A 19,613-nucleotide genomic window follows, 5' to 3' on the forward strand; every position below is an offset into this window, starting at 1 on the left:
GAAGTCCATGGCGCGGCGCGCATTTCTATAATGCATGGCGTGCATGACAGTCGCGCCGATCTGAACTTCCTGTTCCTGCTGGAGGCGCTGCTCGACGAAGGCAGCGTTTCCGCGGCTGCGGATCGGCTGGGTCTGTCGCAGCCGGCCCTGAGCCACGCGCTGGCGCGCCTGCGGCGGCGCTTCGGCGACCCCCTGTTCGTCAAGACCCGGGCCGGCATGCGGCCCACTCCGACCGCCGAGCGCATCGGCCAGGTGTCGCGCACGGTGCTGGCACTGGTGCGCGAGGAGATTCTCGAAGTCGGCGCCTTCGATCCGGCGACCACCACCCGCACGTTCACGCTCGGACTCAGCGAGATGGCGACGACCATCCTGCTGGGGCAGATCATCGAGCGGCTGGCGTTGGGCGCGCCCTCGGCACGGCTGCGGGTGGTGAGCCTGCGCGAGAAGGATGTCGCGCCGCAGCTCGAGGAGGGACAGGTTGACCTGGTGGTCGGCACCTATGCCATCAAGTCACCGTCGGTGATGCAGCAGTCGCTGTTCAAGGCCAGTGACTACGTCTGCCTCGTGCGCACCGGCCACCGCGGCATCGGCACGAGCCTGTCGCTCGAACGGTTCGTGGCGCTGCCGCACGTGGTCGCCACCCAGAACTCGCGGGCGAACGACTACGTCGCCAAGGCCCTGCGGGCCAAGGGCCTTGATCGGCGGGTGGAGGTCGAGGTGCCCTCCCTGGTGGCGCTGCCGAACGTGGTCGCGCACACCGACTGCGTGGCGCTGGTGCCGCGCGCCCTGGCGCTGCTGGCACAGCGGGCCGCGCCGCTGCGCATCCTGGAGTCGCCGATCCGGCCGCCGGCGCCCACGGTACGGCAATACTGGCACCAGCGCTTCAATGCCGACACCGGCGTGACCTGGCTACGCACCACGCTGCGCGATCTGTGGCGCCAGGCCCCGGATGTCAGCCCAGCCGCTCCAGGATCAGCACCGCGAAGAACACGAACGCCGCGATCAGCGTCCATTTCGTGATCACGAACCCGTAGCGCTTGAACTTCGGCTGGCCGGTGCCGGCGTAGAAGGCGAAGCACACGGCCGCCGCCAGCAACAGCAGCAGGATGAGCCAGCGGAACAGGAGCATGGCTACCAGGCCCGCGCGGGGCGGGCGAAGCCCGCGGGCGCCTGCTTCTCGTCGTCGAAGCTCGCGAGCTCGTACGCGTCGGGTTGGGCCAGCAGCGCGCGCAGCAGCCTGTTGTTCAGCGCGTGACCGGAACGGAACGCGCCGTAGGCCGCCAGCAGCGGCTTGCCCACCAGGTACAGGTCGCCCATCGCGTCCAGGATCTTGTGCTTGACGAATTCGTCGTCGTAGCGCAGGCCGTCGGCATTGAGCACGCGGTAGTCGTCCATCACCACCGCGTTGTCCAGCCCCCCGCCCAGGGCGAGGCCGCTCGCCCGCATCATCTCCAGGTCCTTCGTGAAGCCGAAGGTGCGGGCCCGCGCGATGTCGCGCGCGTACGAGCCGGTGCCGAGGTCGAACTCGAAGCGCTGGCCGGTCGAGTCGACCACGCGGTGGTCGAAGTCGATCTCGAAGGCCAGCTTGTACCCGTGGTACGGCGCAAGGCGCGCCCACTTGAGGTTCTCGCCCTCGCCCTCGCGCACCTCCACCGGCCGCAGCAGGCGGATGAAGCGGCGCGGCGCCCGCTGCAGTTCGATCCCGGCCGACTGCAGCAGGAACACGAACGATGCCGACGAGCCGTCCAGGATCGGCACTTCCTCGGCGGTGATGTCCACGTACAGGTTGTCCAGCCCGAGTCCGGCGCAGGCCGACATCAGGTGTTCCACCGTGTGCACCTTGGCGCCGCCGCGCGAGATCGTCGAGGCCATGCGGGTGTCGGTCACCGCCTCGGCCGACACCGGAATGTCGACCGGCACGGGCAGGTCGACGCGCCGGAAGACGATGCCGGTGTCCGGCTGCGCGGGCCGCAGCGTGAGCTCGACCCGCTGGCCGCTGTGCAGGCCGACGCCGACCGCGCGGGTCAGCGTCTTGAGCGTTCGTTGCTGGAGCATGGCTCCGATTTTACGGGGGGCATCGCGCGCGGCCGATTGGCCGCGGCTATGTCCCCGATCGGCGCGAGCCGCCCTCAATCCGCCTGCTTGCGCAGGAACGCCGGGATCTCGAAGTCGTCCATGCCGCCGCTGGCCAGCGCGTCGACCCGTGCCGCCGCCTGCGTGCGGTTGGTGCGCCACACGCTCGGCACGGCCATCCCGGCGTAGTCGGCCTGCGTCACGATCGGCGCGACCGCGCCCGCCGCCGCGCCGGGGCCGGCGACCGCGTTGCTGATCGTGGGGATCTGGAACGGCACGTTGTCGGTGCCGGTGCGCAGCACCTGCAGCGGCGGGGCCGTGCGGCGCTGCTGGCCCTGGCGCGACAGGCCGGTGGCGACCACCGTGACCCGGATCTGGTCGCCCAGGTCATCGTCGTAGGCGGTGCCATAGATCACGTGCGCGTCCGGCGAAGCGTAGGCGCGGATGGTGTTCATCGCCAGCTTGGACTCCGAGAGCTTCAGCGAGCCCTTGGCGGCGGTGATCAGGACCAGCACCCCCTTGGCCCCCGACAGGTCGATGCCTTCCAGCAGCGGGCAGGCGACCGCCTGCTCCGCGGCGATGCGCGCGCGATCCGGTCCCGCCGCCAGCGCCGTGCCCATCATCGCCTTGCCCGGCTCGCCCATCACCGTGCGCACGTCCTCGAAGTCGACGTTCACGTGGCCGGGCACGTTGATGATTTCCGCGATGCCGCCGACGGCGTTCTTCAGCACGTCGTTGGCGTGCGCGAAGGCTTCGTCCTGGGTGACGTCGTCGCCCAGCACCTCCAGCAGCTTCTCGTTCAGCACCACGATCAGCGAATCGACGTTGGCCTCGAGTTCGGCGAGGCCATTGTCGGCATTCGTCATGCGCCGGCCGCCTTCCCAGTCGAAGGGCTTGGTCACCACGCCCACGGTGAGGATGCCCATCTCCTTGGCCACGCGCGCGATCACCGGCGCCGCCCCGGTACCGGTGCCGCCGCCCATGCCGGCCGTGATGAACAGCATGTGGGCGCCGTTGATGGCGGCGCGGATGTCCTCGACGGCCGCCTCGGCGGCCTCGCGGCCCTTCTCGGGCTTGCTGCCGGCGCCCAGGCCGCTTTGGCCGAGCTGGATGTTCTTGTGGGCCGAGGTGCGCGCGAGCGCCTGGGCGTCCGTGTTGGCGCAGATGAACTCCACCCCCTGAACGGCGCGGCCGATCATGTGCTCCACGGCGTTGCCGCCGCCACCGCCGACGCCGATCACCTTGATCTGGGTGCCGAGGTGGAACTCTTCGACTTCGATCATTTCGATGGTCATGATGCTCTCCTGATTTCGTTTGCAGTTGCCATTGATGCGATTGTTGTGATGACCTTCATGAACGCGCGAGCGGCGGATCGGTGCACCGACATCGTCGTTTGTGAACGCGGGCTTCCGGAAGCACGGTACGCAAGGGATCCGCAAAGGACGCAAAAGATCCCGTGAAGAAGGCGTCGTCGTTTCTCATTCGGTTTCCTTTTGCGTCCTGTGCGTCACTTCCGCGTCCTCTGCGTCCGGCTGTGCGACTCAGAAGTTCCCCACGATGAAATCCCGGAAGCGGCCAAACGCCGTCTTCATCGACCCGTTCTTCTGCGCCACCTTGAAGCCGCGCAGGCGCGCCAGCCGCGCTTCCTCGAGCAGTCCCATCACCGTCGCCGCGCGGGCCTGTGAAATCATGTCCGCCAGCGCGCCGCGGTACTTGGGCACGCCGCGCCGCACGGGCTTCAGGAAGATGTCCTCTCCCAGTTCGACCATGCCGGGCATCACCGCGCTGCCGCCCGTGATCACCACGCCCGACGACAGCACTTCCTCGTAGCCCGACTCGCGGATCACCTGCTGCACCAGCGAGAAGATCTCCTCGACGCGCGGCTCGATCACGCCGGCCAGCGCCTGGCGCGACAACATGCGGGGGCCGCGGTCGCCGAGTCCCGGCACTTCCACCTGCTGGTCGGGGTCGGCGAGCAGCTGCTTGGCATAGCCGCTCTCGACCTTGATGTCCTCGGCGTCCTTGGTCGGCGTGCGCAGCGCCATGGCGATGTCGCTGGTGATCAGGTCGCCGGCGATCGGGATCACGGCGGTGTGCCGGATCGCGCCGTTGGTGAAGATCGCCACGTCGGTGGTGCCGGCGCCGATGTCGACCATCGCGACGCCCAGTTCCTTCTCGTCGTCGGTCAGCACCGACAGGCTGGAGGCCAGCGGGTTGAGCATCAGCTGCTCGACCTCGAGGCCGCAGCGCCGCACGCACTTGATGATGTTCTCGGCCGCGCTCTGGGCGCCGGTCACGATGTGCACCTTGGCCTCCAGCCGGATGCCGCTCATGCCGATCGGCTCCTTGACGTCCTGGCCGTCGATCACGAACTCCTGCGGCTCGACCAGCAGCAGGCGCTGGTCGGTCGAGATGTTGATCGCCCGGGCCGTCTCGACCACCCGCGCCACGTCGGCCGGCGTCACTTCCTTGTCCTTGACGGCGACCATGCCGCTGGAGTTGATGCCGCGGATGTGGCTGCCGGTGATTCCGGTGTAGACCCGCGTGATCTTGCAGTCGGCCATCAGCTCGGCTTCCTTCAGCGCCTGCTGGATGCTTTGCACCGTCGCGTCGATGTTGACGACAACCCCACGCTTCAGCCCGTTGGACGCGGCGACGCCGAGCCCCGCCAGCTTGAGCTCGCCGCCCGCCACCACCTCGCCGACCACCGCCATCACCTTGGCGGTGCCGATGTCCAGCCCCACCACCAGGTCCTTGTATTCCTTTGCCATTCCCTCGCCCCTCTTTATTTCTTCGGCACTTCGGCCGTGGTCGCGACGCCGCGCAGGCGCAGCGCGTATCCGTCCGCGTGGCGCAGGTCTGCCGCCAGCAGCGCCTCCGGCGTGCGCCCGTACCGCGATGCCACCTGCGTCAGCGTCTGCGCGAAGCGCTGCGCACGCCCGGTCACCTCCTCGCGCGTGCCGCGGCCCAGCTCGATCGCCGCCCCTGTGTCCAGCTCCAGGTTCCAGCTGCCGCGCGTCGTCAGCGCCAGCCGGGCCACCGCCAGGTCGAGCGGCGCAAACAGCGGGACGAGCGCCTGGTACATCGCCAGCACTTCGCGCGACTGACCGTCCGGTCCGGACAGTCGCGGCAGGTCGTCCGGCTCGACGTCGCCGGCGTTCGCCTCGAAGACTTCGCCGAAGCTGTTGACCATGCGGCTTTCGTGCTCGCCCCACAGCGCCACCGCCTGGTGCTCCTGCAACTGCACCCGCAGCCGGTTCGGGAATTCCCGCCGCACCACGGCCTGCCGCACCCACGGCGCCGCCTGGAACGCATCGCGCGCGGCCCTGAGGTTGACGGTGAAGAAGTTGCCGGCCAGGCGCGGCGCCACGTTGGCCCGCAGCGTGGCCGCGCTGTTGTGGCTGACGTCGCCTTCCACCGTGATCGCCGACACCGCGAACAAGGGGTGCCGCAGCGTCCACCACGCTGCCGCCGCGACCAGCACGGCCAGGCCGATGGCGAACAGCGCCGTCGCGGCGATGTTCATCAGCCTGACGTCGGCGGGCATCGCGGCGGCGGTGCTCATTTCGCGCGGACTCCCTTGTGCTGGTCCAGCGCCGCCGAGGCGAGCAGCTGCACGCACAGGTCCTCGTAACTGATGCCGGCCGCGCGGGCCGACATCGGCACCAGCGAATGGCCGGTCATGCCGGGCGAGGTATTGAGCTCCAGCAGGGACGGCTTGCGCGTGGCGGCGTCGATCATCACGTCGACGCGGCCCCAGCCGCGGCAGCCGAGCACGCGGTAGGCCTTCAGCACGATCTCCTGGATCGCCTCCTCCTCACCGGCCGGCAGCCCGCACGGCACGAGGTACTTGGTGTCGTCGCTGAAGTACTTGTTCTGGTAGTCGTAGTTGCCCGAGGGCGCCACGATCCGGATCACCGGCAGCGCGCGCGCGTCCTCGCCACTGCCCAGCACCGGACAGGTGACCTCGTCGCCGCTGATGAACTGCTCGCACAGCACGTCGGCGTCGAGCGCCGCCGCCTGGTCGACGGCGTCGACCATCTCCGAATAGCCTTGAACCTTGGCGACGCCGATCGACGAGCCCTCCCGGGCCGGCTTGACGATCAGCGGCAGGCCCAGTTCGTCGGGAATGGCGACCACCTGCCCGCGGTCGAAGTGGCCGCGCCGCAGCAGCACGTATTTCGGCGTGGGCAGGCCCTCGGCGAGCCACACGCGCTTGGTCATGACCTTGTCGATGGCGATGCTGGACGCCATCACCCCGGAGCCGGTGTACGGAATCCCCATCAGCTCGAGCGCGCCCTGCACCGTGCCGTCCTCGCCGAAGCGGCCATGCAGCGCGATGAAGCAGCGCTGGAAACCGCTCTGCTTCAGCTCGCCCAGGTCGCGCTCGGCGGGATCGAACGCATAGGCGTCGACGCCCCTGGACTGCAGCGCCTTGAGCACGCCGCTGCCCGACATGAGCGAGACCTCGCGCTCCGCCGAATCCCCGCCCATGAGGACGGCGACCTTGCCGAAGTCATTCGGGTTCATGCCGCACCTCCCAACTCCACCAGCTTCGCCGGAACGGCGCCGATCGAGCCGGCGCCCATGCACATCACCACGTCGCCGTCGCGCGCCAGTTCCAGGATCGCCCCGGGCATGGCCTCGATCGCGTCGACGAACACCGGCTCGGTCTTGCCCGCGACGCGGATCGCCCGCGCCAGCGAGCGGCCGTCCGCCGCGACGATCGGTTCCTCGCCGGCCGCGTACACCTCGGACAGCAGCAGCACGTCGGCGTGTCCCAGCACCTTCACGAAGTCCTCGAAGCAGTCGCGGGTGCGCGTGAAGCGGTGCGGCTGGAATGCCAGCACCAGCCGGCGCTGCGGGAAGGCGCCGCGAGCGGCCGCCACCGTGGCAGCGATCTCCACCGGGTGGTGGCCATAGTCCTCGATCACCGTGAAGCGGCCGCCGCCGTTCCCCGGCCGCACCGCGACCTCGCCGTAACGCTGGAAGCGGCGCCCCACGCCCTTGAACTCGGCCAGCGCCTTGAGCAGCATGGCGTCCGGCACGTTCAGCTCGACGGCGATGGCGATCGCCGCCAGGGCGTTCAGCACGTTGTGCATGCCGGCGAGGTTCAGCACGACGTGCAGGTCCGGCAGCGTGACGCCGTTGCGGCGCTGCACGGTGAACCGCATCTGCCCGCCGTCCGCCCGGACGTCGACGGCCCGCACCTGCGCCTGCTCGGACAGGCCGTAACTGGTGATCGGGCACTGCACGTCGGGCACGATCTCGCGCACCGCCGGGTCGTCGATGCACAGGATCGCGGTGCCGTAGAACGGCATGCGGTGCAGGAAGTCGACGAAGGCCCGCTGCAGCCGCCGGAAGTCGTGGCCGTAGGTCTCCATGTGGTCGGCGTCGATGTTGGTCACCACCGCCATCACCGGCATCAGGTTCAGGAACGACGCATCCGACTCGTCGGCCTCGACCACGATGTAGTCGCCGCTGCCCAGGCGCGCATTGGCCCCCGCGCTGTTCAGGCGGCCGCCGATCACGAACGTGGGATCCAGCCCGCCCTCGGCGAGCACGCTGGCCACCAGGCTGGTCGTGGTCGTCTTGCCGTGCGTGCCGGCAATGGCGATGCCCTGCTTCAGGCGCATCAGCTCGGCCAGCATGGTGGCGCGCGGCACCACCGGGATGTTGCGCTTGCGCGCGGCGACCACTTCCGGGTTGTCGGGCTGCACGGCCGTGGAGGTCACCACGGCGTCGGCGCCGACGATGTTCTTGGCTGCGTGGCCGACGCAGGTCTTGATGCCCAGCCCCTCCAGGCGCCGCAGCGTCGGGCTGTCGGCCAGGTCGGAACCGGAGATCAGGTAGCCCTGGTTGCGCAGGACCTCGGCGATGCCGGACATGCCGGCGCCGCCCACGCCGACGAAATGAATGTGCTTGATGGCGTGCTTCACACGGCCTCCTTCATTTCGGCGGCATTCCGAGTGCTCGACGAAATGAGCATGTGCTTGATGGCGTGCTTCACACGGCCCCCTTCATTTCGGCGGCACTTCGAATGCTCGACGAAATGGATATGTGCTTGATGGCGTGCTTCATGCCCGGCCCTCCCTTGCTTTGCCGCCAACCAGCGCCTCGCAGGCCGCGACCATGTCGGCCGTCGCCGTCGTCTTGCGCATGCCCCAGGCCGCCGCCGCCCGGCGGGCCAGCTCTTCGCGCGTCGTGGTTCGGATCAGGTCGGCCAGCCATTGCGGCGTCAGCTCCCGTTGCGGCACCAGCCAGCCTCCGCCCGCGTCCACCAGAAAGCGGGCGTTGGTGGTCTGGTGGTCGTCCACCGCGAACGGGAACGGAACGAAAACCGCGGCCGCCCCGACGGCCGCGATCTCGGTCACGGTGCTCGCGCCGGCGCGGCACACGATCAGGTCCGCCTCGGCGAACGCGGTTGCCGTGTCGTCGATGAACGGGGTGAGCTGCGCTTGCACGCCGGCCGCCGCATAGTTGGCGCGCAGCTCGTCGATCTGCTTCGCCCCGCTCTGGTGCAACACCTGTGGCCGCTCACCCGGCGCGAGCAGCGCCAGCGCCTTGGGCACCGCCTCGTTGAGGGCCTTCGCGCCGAGGCTGCCGCCGACGACCAGCAGCCGCAGCGGCCCGCTGCGCGCGGCGAAGCGCTGTGCCGGTTCGGCCTGCTTCAGGAACGCGGCCCGCAGTGGATTGCCGACCCATGTCGCGCGCCTGAGGACATCGGGGAACGCCGTGAACACCCGGTCGGCCACCCCCGCCAGCACGCGGTTGGCCATGCCCGCGACCGAATTCTGCTCGTGCAGCACCAGCGGCTTGCCGAGCAGGACGCTCATCATCCCGCCGGGAAAGGTGATGTAGCCACCCAGGCCGATGACGACGTCGGGCCGCACCCTGCGCACGACGGCGATGCTCTGCCAGAACGCCCGCAACAGGCGCAGCGGCAGGAACACCAGGGTCCTGAGGCCCTTGCCCCGCACGCCCGAGAAGTCCACCGTCTCCAGCGGGAAACCGCGCTGCGGCACCAGCTGGCTTTCCATGCTGCCGGGCGCGCCCAGCCAGTGCACGCGCCAGCCGCGTTCGCGCAGCGCTTCGGCGACGGCCAGGCCGGGGAAGATGTGGCCTCCAGTCCCGCCCGCCATCACGAGGGCTGTCGCCCTCGCGCTGGCGCTTGCCGTCGTGGGCTCCCCCCCACCCCGACCCTCTCCCTCGAGGGGGAGGGAGTCATGAGGGTGCACCATCGAGACGTTCATGCGCGGCCTCCTCGCATGAGGGTGCGGTTCTCGTTGTCGATCCGCAGCACGATCGCGATGGCGATCAGGTTCATCATGATCGCCGAGCCGCCGTAGCTCATGAGGGGCAGCGTGAGGCCCTTGGTCGGCAGTGCGCCGAGGTTCACGCCCATGTTGATGAAGGCCTGGAACCCGATCCAGATGCCGACGCCTTGCGCGACCAGCCCGGCGAACACGCGGTCCAGCGCGATTGCCTGGCGGCCGATGTGCATGATGCGGCGCGTCATCCACAGGAACGCCACGATGATGGCGAGGACGCCGACCAGGCCGAATTCCTCGCCGATCACCGCCAGCAGGAAGTCAGTGTGGGCTTCGGGCAGCCAGTGCAGCTTCTCGACGCTGCCGCCCAGTCCCACGCCGAAAACCTCGCCGCGGCCGATCGCGATGAGCGAATGCGACAGCTGGTAGCCCTTGCCCAGCGCGTGCTTCTCGCTCCACGGATCGAGGTACGCGAAGATGCGCTCGCGCCGCCACTCGGAGGCGGCGATCATCAGCACGAAGGCCACCACGATCACGGTGGCGATCAGGAAGAACATGCGGGCGTTGACGCCGCCCAGGAACAGGATGCCCATCGCGATCACCGCGATCACCATGAACGCGCCCATGTCCGGCTCCGCCAGCAGCAGCATGCCGACGATGCCGACGGCGATCGCCATCGGCAGCACCGCGCGGAAGAAACGCTCCTTCACGTCCATCTTGCGGACCATGTAGTTGGCCGCGTACAGCAGCACCGTCAGCTTGGCCAGTTCGGACGGCTGGAAGCTGAGGCCGCCCACGCCGAGCCAGCGGCGGGCGCCGTTGACGCCCTTGCCGATGCCGGGAACCAGCACCACGGCCAGCAGCACGACCGACCCGACGAACAGCCATGGCGCCGCCTTTTCCCAGGTGGCGACGGGCACCTGGAAGGCCAGCACCGACACGAGGAACGCGACCGCCATGAAACCGGCATGGCGGAGCAGGAAGTGGCTGTGGCTGTAGCGCGCGAACTTGGGGTTGTCCGGCAGCGCGATGGACGCCGAATAGACCATCACCAGCCCGAACGCGAGCAGCGCCACCGTCACCCACAGCAACGCCTGGTCGAAGCCCTGCACGCGGGTGGGGGCGGTGGCGCCGCCATACCGCGGCGAGCGCAGCGGAATGGCAGTGTCGCGCGCGCGGCCGGCCGCGCCGAACCAGCCAGACAGGCGCATCAACGCGCTCATGCGGCGCCCTCCAGCTGCTGGCCGGCAGCGTCGGCGATCGATTGCACGGCGGCCCGGAACACCTCGGCCCGATGCGGGTAGTTGCGGAACATGTCGAAGCTGGCGCAGGCAGGCGACATCAGCACGGCATCGCCGGCATGTGCCCGCTGGGTGGCCAGCGCCACGGCTTCCTCCATGGTCACGGCCTCCAGCAGCGGCACGCCGGCCGGCTCGAGCACCGCCCGGATCAGCGGCGCGTCGCGGCCGATCAGCACCGCCGCGCGGGCGTGTCGCGCCACCGGCGCGGCCAGCGGCGAGAAGTCCTGTCCCTTGCCGTCGCCGCCGAGGATCACCACCAGCGAGCGTTCCGCGCCGAGGCCCTGCAGCGCGGCGACGGTGGCGCCGACGTTGGTTCCCTTGCTGTCGTCGAAGTATTCGACGCCGTCGATCACGCCGACCGACTCGACCCGGTGCGGCTCGCCCCGGTACTCCCGCAGTCCGTACAGCATCGGTCCCAGCGGGCAGCCGGCGGCGCTCGCCAGCGCCAGAGCGGCCAGGGCGTTCACGGCGTTGTGGCGGCCGCGGATGCGCAGCGCGTCCGCCGGCATCAGGCGCTGGATGAACAGCTCGTCCTCGTCGTCACGGCGTTTCTTTTGCGTCTCGTCGGCGGGCAGCGCACGCACCAGCCAGGCCATGCCGTTGACGACTTCGATGCCCCAGTCGCCGGCGCGGCGCGGCGCCTCGGCGCCGAAGGTCTGGAACTCGCGCTGCTCCATCTTGCCGCCCTTGAGACGCACCGGCGGCGGCAACATGTCCATCACCACGGCGTCGTCGCGATTGAGGATCATCAGCGCGCGCGAGCCGAAGACGCGCGCCTTGGCGGCGGCGTAGGCGGGCATCGTGCCGTGCCAGTCCAGGTGGTCCTGCGTCACGTTCAGCACCGTCGCCGCCGTCGGCTCGAAGCCTTGCGCGCAGTCCAGCTGAAAACTCGAAAGCTCCAGCACCCACACCTGGGGCAACGCGCCCGCGGCCATCTTCTCGCGCAGCGTGTCGACCAGCGTCGGGCCGATGTTGCCGGCCACGGCGACCGCCTTGCCGGCGCGCTCGATGAGCTGCCCGGTCAGGGCCGTCACGGTCGTCTTGCCGTTGGTGCCGGTCACCGCCAGCACCTGCGGGGCATACCCCGCCTCCTGCTTCAGCTGCGCCAGGGCGTCCGCGAACAGGCTCAGTTCGCCGCCGATGACGACGCCGCGGTCGCGCGCGGCGTCGCACACGGGCGCCACCTGTTGCGGCGTGAGGCCGGGACTGCGCAGCACCAGTTGCACGTCCGCCCCAGCCAGCGCCGCGTCGAACGGGCCTGCAACGAAGCGCGCCTGCGGGAGGTGTTCACGCAGGGCCGGCAGCTGCGGTGGCTCCTCGCGGGTGTCCGCCACGGTCACGCGCGCCCCGCGGCCGGCGCACCAGCGCGCCATCGCCAGTCCGGAGGCGCCGAGCCCCAGGACGAGGACATGCTGGTCGTGGAGGTCGTTCGGCATCAGCGCAGCTTCAGCGTCGACAGGCCGACCAGGCACAGCAACATGGTGATGATCCAGAAGCGCACGACCACCTGCGTCTCGGTCCAGCCGCTCTTCTCGAAGTGGTGGTGCAGCGGCGCCATCTTCAGGATGCGCCGGCCTTCGCCGTACTTCTTCTTGGTGTACTTGAAGTACATCACCTGCGCCATCACGGAGATGGCTTCCACCACGAAGATGCCGCCCATGATGGCCAGCACGATCTCCTGGCGCACGATCACGGCGATGGTGCCCAGCGCGGCGCCCAGGGCCAGCGCGCCCACGTCGCCCATGAACACCTGGGCGGGGTGCGTGTTGTACCAGAGGAAGGCAAGGCCGGCCCCCGCCAGCGCCGAACAGAAGATCAGCAGCTCGCCCGAACCGGGAATGTGCGGGAAGAACAGGTATTTCGAATACACGGCGCTGCCGGTCACGTAGGCGAAGACGCCCAGCGCCGAGCCGACCATCACCACCGGCATGATCGCGAGCCCGTCGAGTCCGTCGGTGAGGTTCACCGCATTGCTCGAGCCGACGATCACCAGGTAGGTGAGGATCACGAAGCCGAACACGCCCAGGGGGTAGCTCACTTCCTTGAAGAACGGCAGCAGCAGCCCCGCCTTGGGCGGCAGGTTGACGTCAAAGCCCGACCGCACCCACGTGTAGAACAGCTGCAGCACGCGCCAGTTGGAACTCTCGGAGATGCTGAAGACGAGGTACAGCGCCGCCAGCAGGCCGATCAGCGACTGCCAGAAGTACTTCTCGCGCGAGCGCATGCCCTCCGGGTCCTTGTTGACGACCTTGCGCCAGTCGTCGGCCCAGCCGATCGCGCCGAAGCCGATCGTCACGGCCAGCACGATCCACACGAAGCGGTTGGTGAGGTCGAACCACAGGATCGTGGAGATCACGATCGCCAGCAGCACCAGCACCCCGCCCATGGTGGGGGTGCCGCTCTTGGCCAGGTGCGACTGCATCGCGTAGCCGCGCACTGGCTGGCCGATCTTCAGCGCCGTGAGGTGGCGGATCACCGCCGGTCCGGCGATGAGCCCGATCAGCAGCGCCGTGAGCGCGGCCATCACCGCGCGGAAGGTGAGGTACTGGAACACCCGCAGGAAGCCGAACTCAGGCCCGAGCGTCTGCAGCCAGCCGGCCAGGTTAAGCAGCATGGGGCGGTTCCTTCCCGGCGGCGACGATGGCCTCGACGATCCGTTCCATCTTCATGAAGCGCGAGCCCTTGACCAGCACGCTGCCGGCGCGCGGCAGCGCCGCCAGCACGGCCGCCTTGAGCGGTTCGATGTCTGCAAAATGTGTTCCTCCCATCGCGGCCGACTGCCCGCCCAGGGTCAGCAGCTGCTCGATGCCGCGCTCCCGGGCGTGCTCGCCCACTTCCTCGTGAAATTGCGGGCCCTGGTCGCCGACCTCGCCCATGTCCCCCAGCACCGCGAGCCGGGGCGGCGGCAGTTCGGCCAGGACGTCGATCGCCGCCCGCACCGAGTCCGGGTTCGCGTTGTACGTGTCGTCGACCACGGTGATCGTGCGGCCGCCGATCGCCACCGCCAGCGCGCGTGATCGCCCCTTGACCGGCTCGAATGCTTCCAGCCCCTGCACGATCGCGCCCAGCGGCACGCCGGCGGCCAGCGCGCAGGCGACGGCCGCCTGCGAATTGCGCACGTTGTGGCGCCCGGCGATGCGCAGGCGGTAGTCGAGCGCACCGGCCGGCGTGCCGACGCGCACCTGCCAGCAGCCGTCCTGCCACTGCGCCTGCGTCAGCACCACGTCGGCCTGGCGCGCGCCGGCGCGGTCGTTCTCCGAGCCGAAGGTCATGCACGGCCGGTTGCCCGCCAGTTCCACCCACACCGGCGTGAACTCCTCGCCGGCGGGGAACACCGCCACGCCGGTGGCTCCCAACGCCGCCAGCACGGCGCCGTTCTCGCGCGCCACCGCTTCCACGGTGGCCATGAATTCCTGGTGCTCGCGCTGGGCGTTGTTCACCAGTGCCACGGTGGGGCGGCACAGGCCGGCGAGGTACGCGATCTCGCCGGGGTGGTTCATCCCCAGTTCCAGCACCGCGATCCGGTGCTCGGGGCGCAGCCGCAACAAGGTGAGCGGCAGGCCGATGTCGTTGTTGAAGTTGCCCTCGGTCGCCAGCATCTCGCCCGGCTTCCACGCCCGCAGGATCGCCGCGATCATCTGCGTCACGGTCGTCTTGCCGTTGCTGCCGGCGACGGCGATCAAGGGCAGGTTGAAGCGCGCCCGCCAGCCGGCCGCCAGCGCGCCGAGCGCGAGACGGGTGTCGTCCACCTCGATCCCTGGCATGCCCGCCGGCAACCGCCCGCGGTGGGCCAGCGCCGCGACGGCGCCCTTGCCGCGCGCCTCGGCAATGAAATCGTTGGCGTCGAAGCGCTCCCCGCGCAGGGCCACGAAGAAGTCGCCGGCCCGCAGGGTGCGCGTGTCGCTGTGCACCCGCTCGACGGCGACGGCGCCGTCGCCGGACAAGGTGGCGCCGGGAAGCCAGGCAAGCGCCTGCGCGAGCGTGAACATGCCGTTCATGACACCCTCCTCGCCGCGAGCGCGGCGCGGGCGCGCTCGCGGTCGGAGAACGGGTGCTTGACGCCGCCGATCTCCTGGTAGTCCTCGTGACCCTTGCCCGCGACCAGCACGACGTCTTCGCGCGCGGCGGCGGCGATCGTCTCGGCGATCGCCAGGGCGCGGTCGGCCTGCACCTGCACGCAGCGGTCGTGCGACAGCCCCAGCAGGATCTGGCTGATGATGTTCTCGGGCTTCTCGCTTCGCGGGTTGTCGCTGGTCACCACCACCTGGTCGGCGTTCTTCTCCGCCACGGCCGCCATCAGCGGCCGCTTGACCGGGTCGCGGTCGCCGCCGCAGCCGAAGACGCACCACAGCTTGCCGCCGCGCTGGCGCGCCAGCGGCTGCAATGCCTGCAGCGCCTTGTCGAGCGCATCCGGCGTGTGGGCGTAGTCGACCGCCACCAGCGGCTGGCCCGCGATCGCGATGCGTTCCATGCGCCCGGGCACCGGCAGCAGCGCTCCGCAGGCCCGCACCGCCTGCGCGAGCGGCACGCCCGTCGCGCGCATGGCGCCGATCACCCCCAGCAGGTTGGACACGTTGTACTGGCCGATCAGCTGGGTCGAGAGCTCCTCGCGGGCTGCCCCTTCCTGCACCGCGAACCGCAGCCCTCCGTCGGCGTAACCGATGTCGCGCGCGACCAGGCGCGCCGGCTGCTGGCACGAGAAGGTCCACAGGTCGAGCGCGCCGCCGCGCAGCGATTGGGCCAGCTCCGTGCCGCGGGCGTCGTCGACGTTCAGCACCGCGGCCCGCAGGCCGGGCCAACGGAACAACTGCGCCTTGGCGTCCCAGTACGCCTGCATCGTGCCGTGGTAGTCGAGGTGGTCCTGGGTGAAGTTGGTGAAGATGGCGACCCGGATCGCCGTGCCGTCCAGCCGGTTTTCCACGATCCCGATCGACGAAGCCTCGATCGCGCAGGCCGCCAGCCCCTGGTCGGCGAACCGGCGGAACTGCGCCTGCAGCAGGACCGGGTCGGGGGTCGTGAGGCCGGTGAACTCGACGTGCGGCGGGCGGCCGGTGCCCAGCGTCCCGATCAGGCCGCACGGGATCGCGTCGGGCGCGACGCTCGACAGCGCCTGCGCGAGCCACCATGCCGTCGACGTCTTGCCGTTGGTGCCGGTGACCGCCAGCACGTCGATCGTTTCCGTCGGACGGCCGAAGAACTCGGCCGCGATCGCGCCGGTCTGCGATTTCAGCTGCGGGTAGGCGGCGACGTCGGGCCGATCGAACGCGAAGGCCTCGACGCCCTCGCGCTCCACCAGGCACGCCGCCGCGCCCTGGGCCAGCGCTCCCTGCACGAACTGGCGGCCGTCGCTGGCGGCGCCGGGCCAGGCGATGAAACCGTCGCCCGCGCCGACCTTGCGGCTGTCGGAGTGGAGCGTGCCGGTCACGCGCTCGCGCAGCCAGCGCGCCGCTTCCTGGGGGGCATGGAGCTCGAGCATCAGAACGACTCCTCCACCGCTTCGACCACCACCTGCGGCTTGACGTTCATGTCCGGCTGCACGCCCAGCAGGCGCAGCGTCTGCTGCACGGTCGCGCTGAACACCGGCGCCGCCACGTCGCCGCCGAAATACTTGCCGCCGCTCGGCTCGTCGATCATCACGGCGACGACGATGCGCGGGTTGTCCACCGGCGCCACGCCGACGAAGAAGCCGCGGTACTTGCGGTCGGCGTAGCCGCGGCCTTCCTGCTTGTGCGCGGTGCCGGTCTTGCCGCCCACCGAGTAACCCATGGTCTGCGCCTTGGGCGCCGTGCCGCCCGAGATCGTCACCAGGTGCAGCATGTGCCGCACCGCCCGCGCCGTCTTCGGGTCGACCACGCGCACGCCCGCCGCCGGCCCCGGCGCCTTGAGCAGCGTCGACGGCGCGAGGTCGCCGTCGCGGGCGAACACCGTGTAGGCGCGCGCCAGCTGGAACAGGCTGGTGGACAGGCCGTAGCCGTAGCTCATGGTCGCCTGCTCGATCGGCCGCCACGTGCGGTGGGCGCGCAGCCTGCCGCTCACGGCGCCGGGGAAGTCCAGTTGCGGCTTCTGGCCGAAACCGACGTGCGAGAACAGCTCCCACATCTCGCGCGGCTGCATCTGCATGGCCATCTTCACGGTGCCGACGTTGCTGGATTTCTGGATCACCTGGTTGACGGTGAGCAGGCCCTGCGGGTGCGCGTCGCTGATGGTCGAGCCGCCGATCTGCAGGCGGCCGGGCGCGGTCTGGATGGTCGATTCCGGACGCACGAGCCCCTTCTCCAGCGCCAGCGCGGCGATGAACGGCTTCATCGTCGAGCCCGGCTCGAAGGTGTCGGTCAGCGCCCGGTTGCGCAATTGCGCGCCCGACAGGTTCTGCCGCTTGCCCGGCTCGTAGCTCGGGTAGTTCGCGAGCGCCAGCACTTCGCCGGTGGTGCTGTCGAGGACCACGACGCTGCCGGCCCTGGCCTTGTGCTCGGTCACCGCGTCGCGCAGCTTCTGGTACGCGAAGAACTGCACCTTGCTGTCGATCGACAGCTGCAGGTCGCGCCCGGGGACCGGCGGCACCTGCTCGCGCACGTCCTCCACCACGCGGCCGAGGCGGTCCTTGATCACCCGGCGCGAACCGGGGCGCCCCGCGAGGTCCTGGTTGAAGGCGAGCTCGATGCCTTCCTGGCCGCGGTCCTCCACGTTGGTGAAGCCCACGACGTGCGCCGCCGCCTCGCCCTCGGGATAGCGGCGCCTGTATTCCTTGCGCTGGTAGATGCCTTTCATGTCGAGCGCGGCAATCTGCTGCGCCACCGGCTCTTCCACCTGGCGCTTGAGCCACACGAACGAGCGGTCCTCGTCCTCCAGCTTCTTTTCCAGCTCGGGGCGCGGCATCTCCAGCAGCTTCGCGAGCTGCGCCAGCTTGGCGGGATCGCGCTCGACGTCCTCGGGAATCGCCCAGATGCTGGGGACCGGGACACTGGTGGCGAGCAGCAGTCCGTTGCGGTCCAGGATGCGCCCGCGATTCGCGGGCAGTTCCAGCGTGCGCGCGAAGCGCACCTCGCCCTGCTTCTGGAAGAACTCGTTGCCGAACACCTGCACCCAGGCGGCACGGCCCGCCAGCCCGACGAAGCCCAGCGCGATGGCGCCCACGATGAACTTGCTGCGCCAGACCGGCGTGCGGCTGGCCAGCAACGGACTGGAGGTGTAGGCGAGGCTGCGGCTCACGGCTGCCCTCCCCGCGCCGGGGTCGACGCCGCCTTGCCGGCGCCGGGAGCGACGTACTGCGTGATCGCCGGCGTCGCGCCTCGCATCTGCAACTGCTCGCGCGCCAGCCGCTCGACGCGCGCGGGCGTCGCCTGCGCGCGCTTCTCGACCTGCAGCCGCTCGTGCTCGGTCTCGAGCCGGCGGGCCTCGCTGCGCGCGCGATCGAGCTCCGCGTACAGGCGGCGCGACTCGTACTGCGTGCGCACGAGGTACAGCGCGCTCACGATCACCGCGAGCAGCAGGACGATGTTCAGGCGGGTCATGCCGTCCCCGCCCCGGTGCGCTCGGCCACCCGCATGATCGCGCTGCGCGCGCGCGGGTTGGCGGCGACTTCGGCCGCCGAAGGCCGCACCCGCGCCAGCGCCCGCAGCTTCATCGCCTTGGGGGCGGCGAACGGCGCGCGGCGATCGAAGACCTCGCGCGAATGCTGCGCGATGAACTGCTTCACGATGCGGTCTTCCAGCGAGTGGAAGCTGATGGCCACGAGCCGTCCGCCGGGCGCCAGGATGTCCAAGGTGGCCTCTAGCGCCGCTTGCAGCTCTTCAAGCTCGGCGTTGATGAAAATCCGAAGAGCCTGAAATGTGCGCGTTGCAGGGTCCTGGCCCGGCTCGCGGGTTTTGACCGTGCGAGCCACGAGCTCGGCCAGTTCGGCGGTGGATGCAAGAGGCCCCCGCTCCTGTCGGCGAGCCACAATCGCCTTTGCAATCGGAACAGCAAACCGTTCTTCGCCATAGTCACGTATCACCTCCGCGATCTGCGCAGCCTCGGCGTGCGCCAACCATGACGCCACGGTTTCGCCGCGGGTCGTGTCCATCCTCATGTCCAGGGGCCCGTCGCCGCGGAACGAGAAGCCGCGCGCCGGGTTGTCGATCTGCGGCGAGCTGATGCCCAGGTCCATGAGCACGCCCGCCACGCTGGCGGCCGGCAACTCGCCGACGTCGCGAAAGCCGGCGTGGCGGATCGAGAAGCGGGGATCGGCGATCCGCTGCGCTTCGGCGATGGCCTCCGGGTCCTTGTCGAAGGCGATGAGCCGGCCGTCGGGGCCCAGCCGCGAGAGGATCAGCCGCGAGTGGCCGCCGCGCCCGAAAGTGGCGTCCACGAACGTGCCCGCACGCTGCGGCGCATCGGGGTCCTGGGCGAGCAGCGCGTCGACTGCCTCGTGCAACAGGACGGTGGTGTGTTGCCATGTGCTGTCCACCGCCCGCTCTCAGAAGGAAAAGTCCTTGAAGACGTCGGGCATCTCGCCGCGCAGCGCCTCTGCTTCCTTGGCCTCGTAGGTCGCCCTGTCCCAGAGCTCAAAATGGTTGCCCATGCCGAGCAGCATCACTTCCTTCTCGATGCCCGCGGCGGCACGCAATTCGGGCGATACCAGCACCCGTCCGGTGCCGTCGAGTTCCACGTCCATCGCGTTGCCCATGAAGATTCTCTTCCACCACTGGGCGGACATGGGTAACTCGCCGATACGCTCGCGAAATTTTTCCCATTCCGGACGCGGAAAGATCATCAGGCAGCCGTGCGGATGCCGGGTGATGGTCAGCTGGTTGCCGGCCGTCGCCGCGAGCACGTCCCGGTGCCGGGTCGGCACGGAAAGCCGCCCCTTGGCATCGAGACTGACGGACGAGGCGCCCTGGAACACTGAGGTAAGTCCTTGCTACTGGAAATGCGCAGGTGGCGAAGAGCGACTCCACTCTTCACCACTTCATTGCACTTTTTTCCACTG

The 19,613-nt window shown here is 69.8% G+C and carries 18 protein-coding genes; 1 reads left to right on the top strand and 17 read right to left on the bottom strand.

Going from position 1 to position 19,613, the window contains the following annotated elements; genetic code table 11:
• The first annotated feature begins 39 nt into the window (after positions 1-39).
• On the top strand, positions 40-1,020 hold the full coding sequence (locus tag RAMLITH_RS10505; protein WP_168107356.1) for a LysR substrate-binding domain-containing protein: 981 nt from the start codon (positions 40-42) through the stop codon (positions 1,018-1,020).
• Here RAMLITH_RS10505 and RAMLITH_RS10510 read toward each other — a convergent pair.
• From RAMLITH_RS10510 to mraZ, 17 genes are all read right to left on the bottom strand, one after another.
• Complete coding sequence (locus RAMLITH_RS10510) at positions 953-1,129, bottom strand: hypothetical protein (RefSeq protein ID WP_168107357.1); 177 nt, start codon at positions 1,127-1,129, stop codon at positions 953-955. The two genes, RAMLITH_RS10505 and RAMLITH_RS10510, sit on opposite strands and share 68 nt — an antisense overlap.
• 2 nt (positions 1,130-1,131) lie before the next feature.
• A complete protein-coding gene (gene lpxC, locus RAMLITH_RS10515) occupies positions 1,132-2,055 on the bottom strand; it encodes a UDP-3-O-acyl-N-acetylglucosamine deacetylase (protein ID WP_168107358.1) in 924 nt (307 codons plus the stop codon).
• 74 nt (positions 2,056-2,129) lie between these two features.
• Complete coding sequence (gene ftsZ, locus RAMLITH_RS10520; RefSeq protein ID WP_168107359.1) at positions 2,130-3,368, bottom strand: cell division protein FtsZ; 1,239 nt, start codon at positions 3,366-3,368, stop codon at positions 2,130-2,132.
• Between the two features lie 246 nt (positions 3,369-3,614).
• Positions 3,615-4,844 (bottom strand): cell division protein FtsA, encoded by a 1,230-nt coding sequence (gene ftsA / locus RAMLITH_RS10525; RefSeq protein ID WP_168107360.1) that lies wholly within the window; start codon positions 4,842-4,844, stop codon positions 3,615-3,617.
• Positions 4,845-4,858: 14 nt separating this feature from the next.
• A complete protein-coding gene (locus RAMLITH_RS10530) occupies positions 4,859-5,638 on the bottom strand; it encodes a cell division protein FtsQ/DivIB (RefSeq protein WP_168107361.1) in 780 nt (259 codons plus the stop codon).
• The gene (locus RAMLITH_RS10535) at positions 5,635-6,603 is read right to left on the bottom strand and encodes a D-alanine--D-alanine ligase (protein WP_168107362.1); all 969 of its coding nucleotides are present in this window, start codon (positions 6,601-6,603) and stop codon (positions 5,635-5,637) included. Before RAMLITH_RS10535 ends, RAMLITH_RS10530 begins: the two co-directional genes overlap by 4 nt.
• The gene (murC, locus tag RAMLITH_RS10540) at positions 6,600-8,012 is read right to left on the bottom strand and encodes a UDP-N-acetylmuramate--L-alanine ligase (RefSeq protein ID WP_168107363.1); all 1,413 of its coding nucleotides are present in this window, start codon (positions 8,010-8,012) and stop codon (positions 6,600-6,602) included. Before murC ends, RAMLITH_RS10535 begins: the two co-directional genes overlap by 4 nt.
• 138 nt (positions 8,013-8,150) lie before the next feature.
• A complete protein-coding gene (gene murG, locus RAMLITH_RS10545; RefSeq protein ID WP_238344130.1) occupies positions 8,151-9,215 on the bottom strand; it encodes an undecaprenyldiphospho-muramoylpentapeptide beta-N-acetylglucosaminyltransferase in 1,065 nt (354 codons plus the stop codon).
• 107 nt (positions 9,216-9,322) lie between these two features.
• Complete coding sequence (ftsW, locus tag RAMLITH_RS10550; protein ID WP_168107364.1) at positions 9,323-10,567, bottom strand: putative lipid II flippase FtsW; 1,245 nt, start codon at positions 10,565-10,567, stop codon at positions 9,323-9,325.
• Positions 10,564-12,081: a UDP-N-acetylmuramoyl-L-alanine--D-glutamate ligase gene (gene murD, locus RAMLITH_RS10555; RefSeq protein WP_168107365.1), complete on the bottom strand. Its 1,518-nt coding sequence runs from the start codon at positions 12,079-12,081 to the stop codon at positions 10,564-10,566. Before murD ends, ftsW begins: the two co-directional genes overlap by 4 nt.
• Positions 12,081-13,259, bottom strand: a complete 1,179-nt coding sequence (gene mraY / locus RAMLITH_RS10560) for a phospho-N-acetylmuramoyl-pentapeptide-transferase (RefSeq protein ID WP_168107366.1) — start codon at positions 13,257-13,259, stop codon at positions 12,081-12,083. The genes murD and mraY overlap by 1 nt, the downstream gene beginning before the upstream one ends.
• Positions 13,249-14,634: a UDP-N-acetylmuramoyl-tripeptide--D-alanyl-D-alanine ligase gene (locus tag RAMLITH_RS10565; RefSeq protein WP_168107731.1), complete on the bottom strand. Its 1,386-nt coding sequence runs from the start codon at positions 14,632-14,634 to the stop codon at positions 13,249-13,251. Before RAMLITH_RS10565 ends, mraY begins: the two co-directional genes overlap by 11 nt.
• A 5-nt stretch (positions 14,635-14,639) precedes the next feature.
• The gene (locus RAMLITH_RS10570) at positions 14,640-16,121 is read right to left on the bottom strand and encodes a UDP-N-acetylmuramoyl-L-alanyl-D-glutamate--2,6-diaminopimelate ligase (RefSeq protein ID WP_168107367.1); all 1,482 of its coding nucleotides are present in this window, start codon (positions 16,119-16,121) and stop codon (positions 14,640-14,642) included.
• A complete protein-coding gene (locus RAMLITH_RS10575) occupies positions 16,121-17,854 on the bottom strand; it encodes a penicillin-binding transpeptidase domain-containing protein (protein WP_168107368.1) in 1,734 nt (577 codons plus the stop codon). Before RAMLITH_RS10575 ends, RAMLITH_RS10570 begins: the two co-directional genes overlap by 1 nt.
• Positions 17,851-18,156 (bottom strand): cell division protein FtsL, encoded by a 306-nt coding sequence (gene ftsL, locus RAMLITH_RS10580; protein ID WP_168107369.1) that lies wholly within the window; start codon positions 18,154-18,156, stop codon positions 17,851-17,853. The genes RAMLITH_RS10575 and ftsL overlap by 4 nt, the downstream gene beginning before the upstream one ends.
• Positions 18,153-19,091: a 16S rRNA (cytosine(1402)-N(4))-methyltransferase RsmH gene (gene rsmH / locus RAMLITH_RS10585; protein ID WP_168107370.1), complete on the bottom strand. Its 939-nt coding sequence runs from the start codon at positions 19,089-19,091 to the stop codon at positions 18,153-18,155. Before rsmH ends, ftsL begins: the two co-directional genes overlap by 4 nt.
• Positions 19,092-19,100: 9 nt before the next feature.
• The gene (gene mraZ, locus RAMLITH_RS10590; RefSeq protein ID WP_168107371.1) at positions 19,101-19,529 is read right to left on the bottom strand and encodes a division/cell wall cluster transcriptional repressor MraZ; all 429 of its coding nucleotides are present in this window, start codon (positions 19,527-19,529) and stop codon (positions 19,101-19,103) included.
• Positions 19,530-19,613: the final 84 nt, after the last annotated feature.

Source organism: Ramlibacter lithotrophicus, assembly GCF_012184415.1.
GTDB lineage: Bacteria > Pseudomonadota > Gammaproteobacteria > Burkholderiales > Burkholderiaceae_C > Ramlibacter > Ramlibacter lithotrophicus.

Coding starts and splice junctions, on each gene's coding strand:
- RAMLITH_RS10510 (WP_168107357.1), bottom strand. CDS start 1,129: ATGCTCCTGTTCCGCTGGCTCATCCTGCTGCTGTTGCTGGCGGCGGCC.
- lpxC (WP_168107358.1), bottom strand. CDS start 2,055: ATGCTCCAGCAACGAACGCTCAAGACGCTGACCCGCGCGGTCGGCGTC.
- ftsZ (WP_168107359.1), bottom strand. CDS start 3,368: ATGACCATCGAAATGATCGAAGTCGAAGAGTTCCACCTCGGCACCCAG.
- ftsA (WP_168107360.1), bottom strand. CDS start 4,844: ATGGCAAAGGAATACAAGGACCTGGTGGTGGGGCTGGACATCGGCACC.
- RAMLITH_RS10530 (WP_168107361.1), bottom strand. CDS start 5,638: ATGAGCACCGCCGCCGCGATGCCCGCCGACGTCAGGCTGATGAACATC.
- RAMLITH_RS10535 (WP_168107362.1), bottom strand. CDS start 6,603: ATGAACCCGAATGACTTCGGCAAGGTCGCCGTCCTCATGGGCGGGGAT.
- murG (WP_238344130.1), bottom strand. CDS start 9,215: ATGGCGGGCGGGACTGGAGGCCACATCTTCCCCGGCCTGGCCGTCGCC.
- ftsW (WP_168107364.1), bottom strand. CDS start 10,567: ATGAGCGCGTTGATGCGCCTGTCTGGCTGGTTCGGCGCGGCCGGCCGC.
- murD (WP_168107365.1), bottom strand. CDS start 12,081: ATGCCGAACGACCTCCACGACCAGCATGTCCTCGTCCTGGGGCTCGGC.
- mraY (WP_168107366.1), bottom strand. CDS start 13,259: ATGCTGCTTAACCTGGCCGGCTGGCTGCAGACGCTCGGGCCTGAGTTC.
- RAMLITH_RS10565 (WP_168107731.1), bottom strand. CDS start 14,634: ATGTTCACGCTCGCGCAGGCGCTTGCCTGGCTTCCCGGCGCCACCTTG.
- RAMLITH_RS10570 (WP_168107367.1), bottom strand. CDS start 16,121: ATGCTCGAGCTCCATGCCCCCCAGGAAGCGGCGCGCTGGCTGCGCGAG.
- ftsL (WP_168107369.1), bottom strand. CDS start 18,156: ATGACCCGCCTGAACATCGTCCTGCTGCTCGCGGTGATCGTGAGCGCG.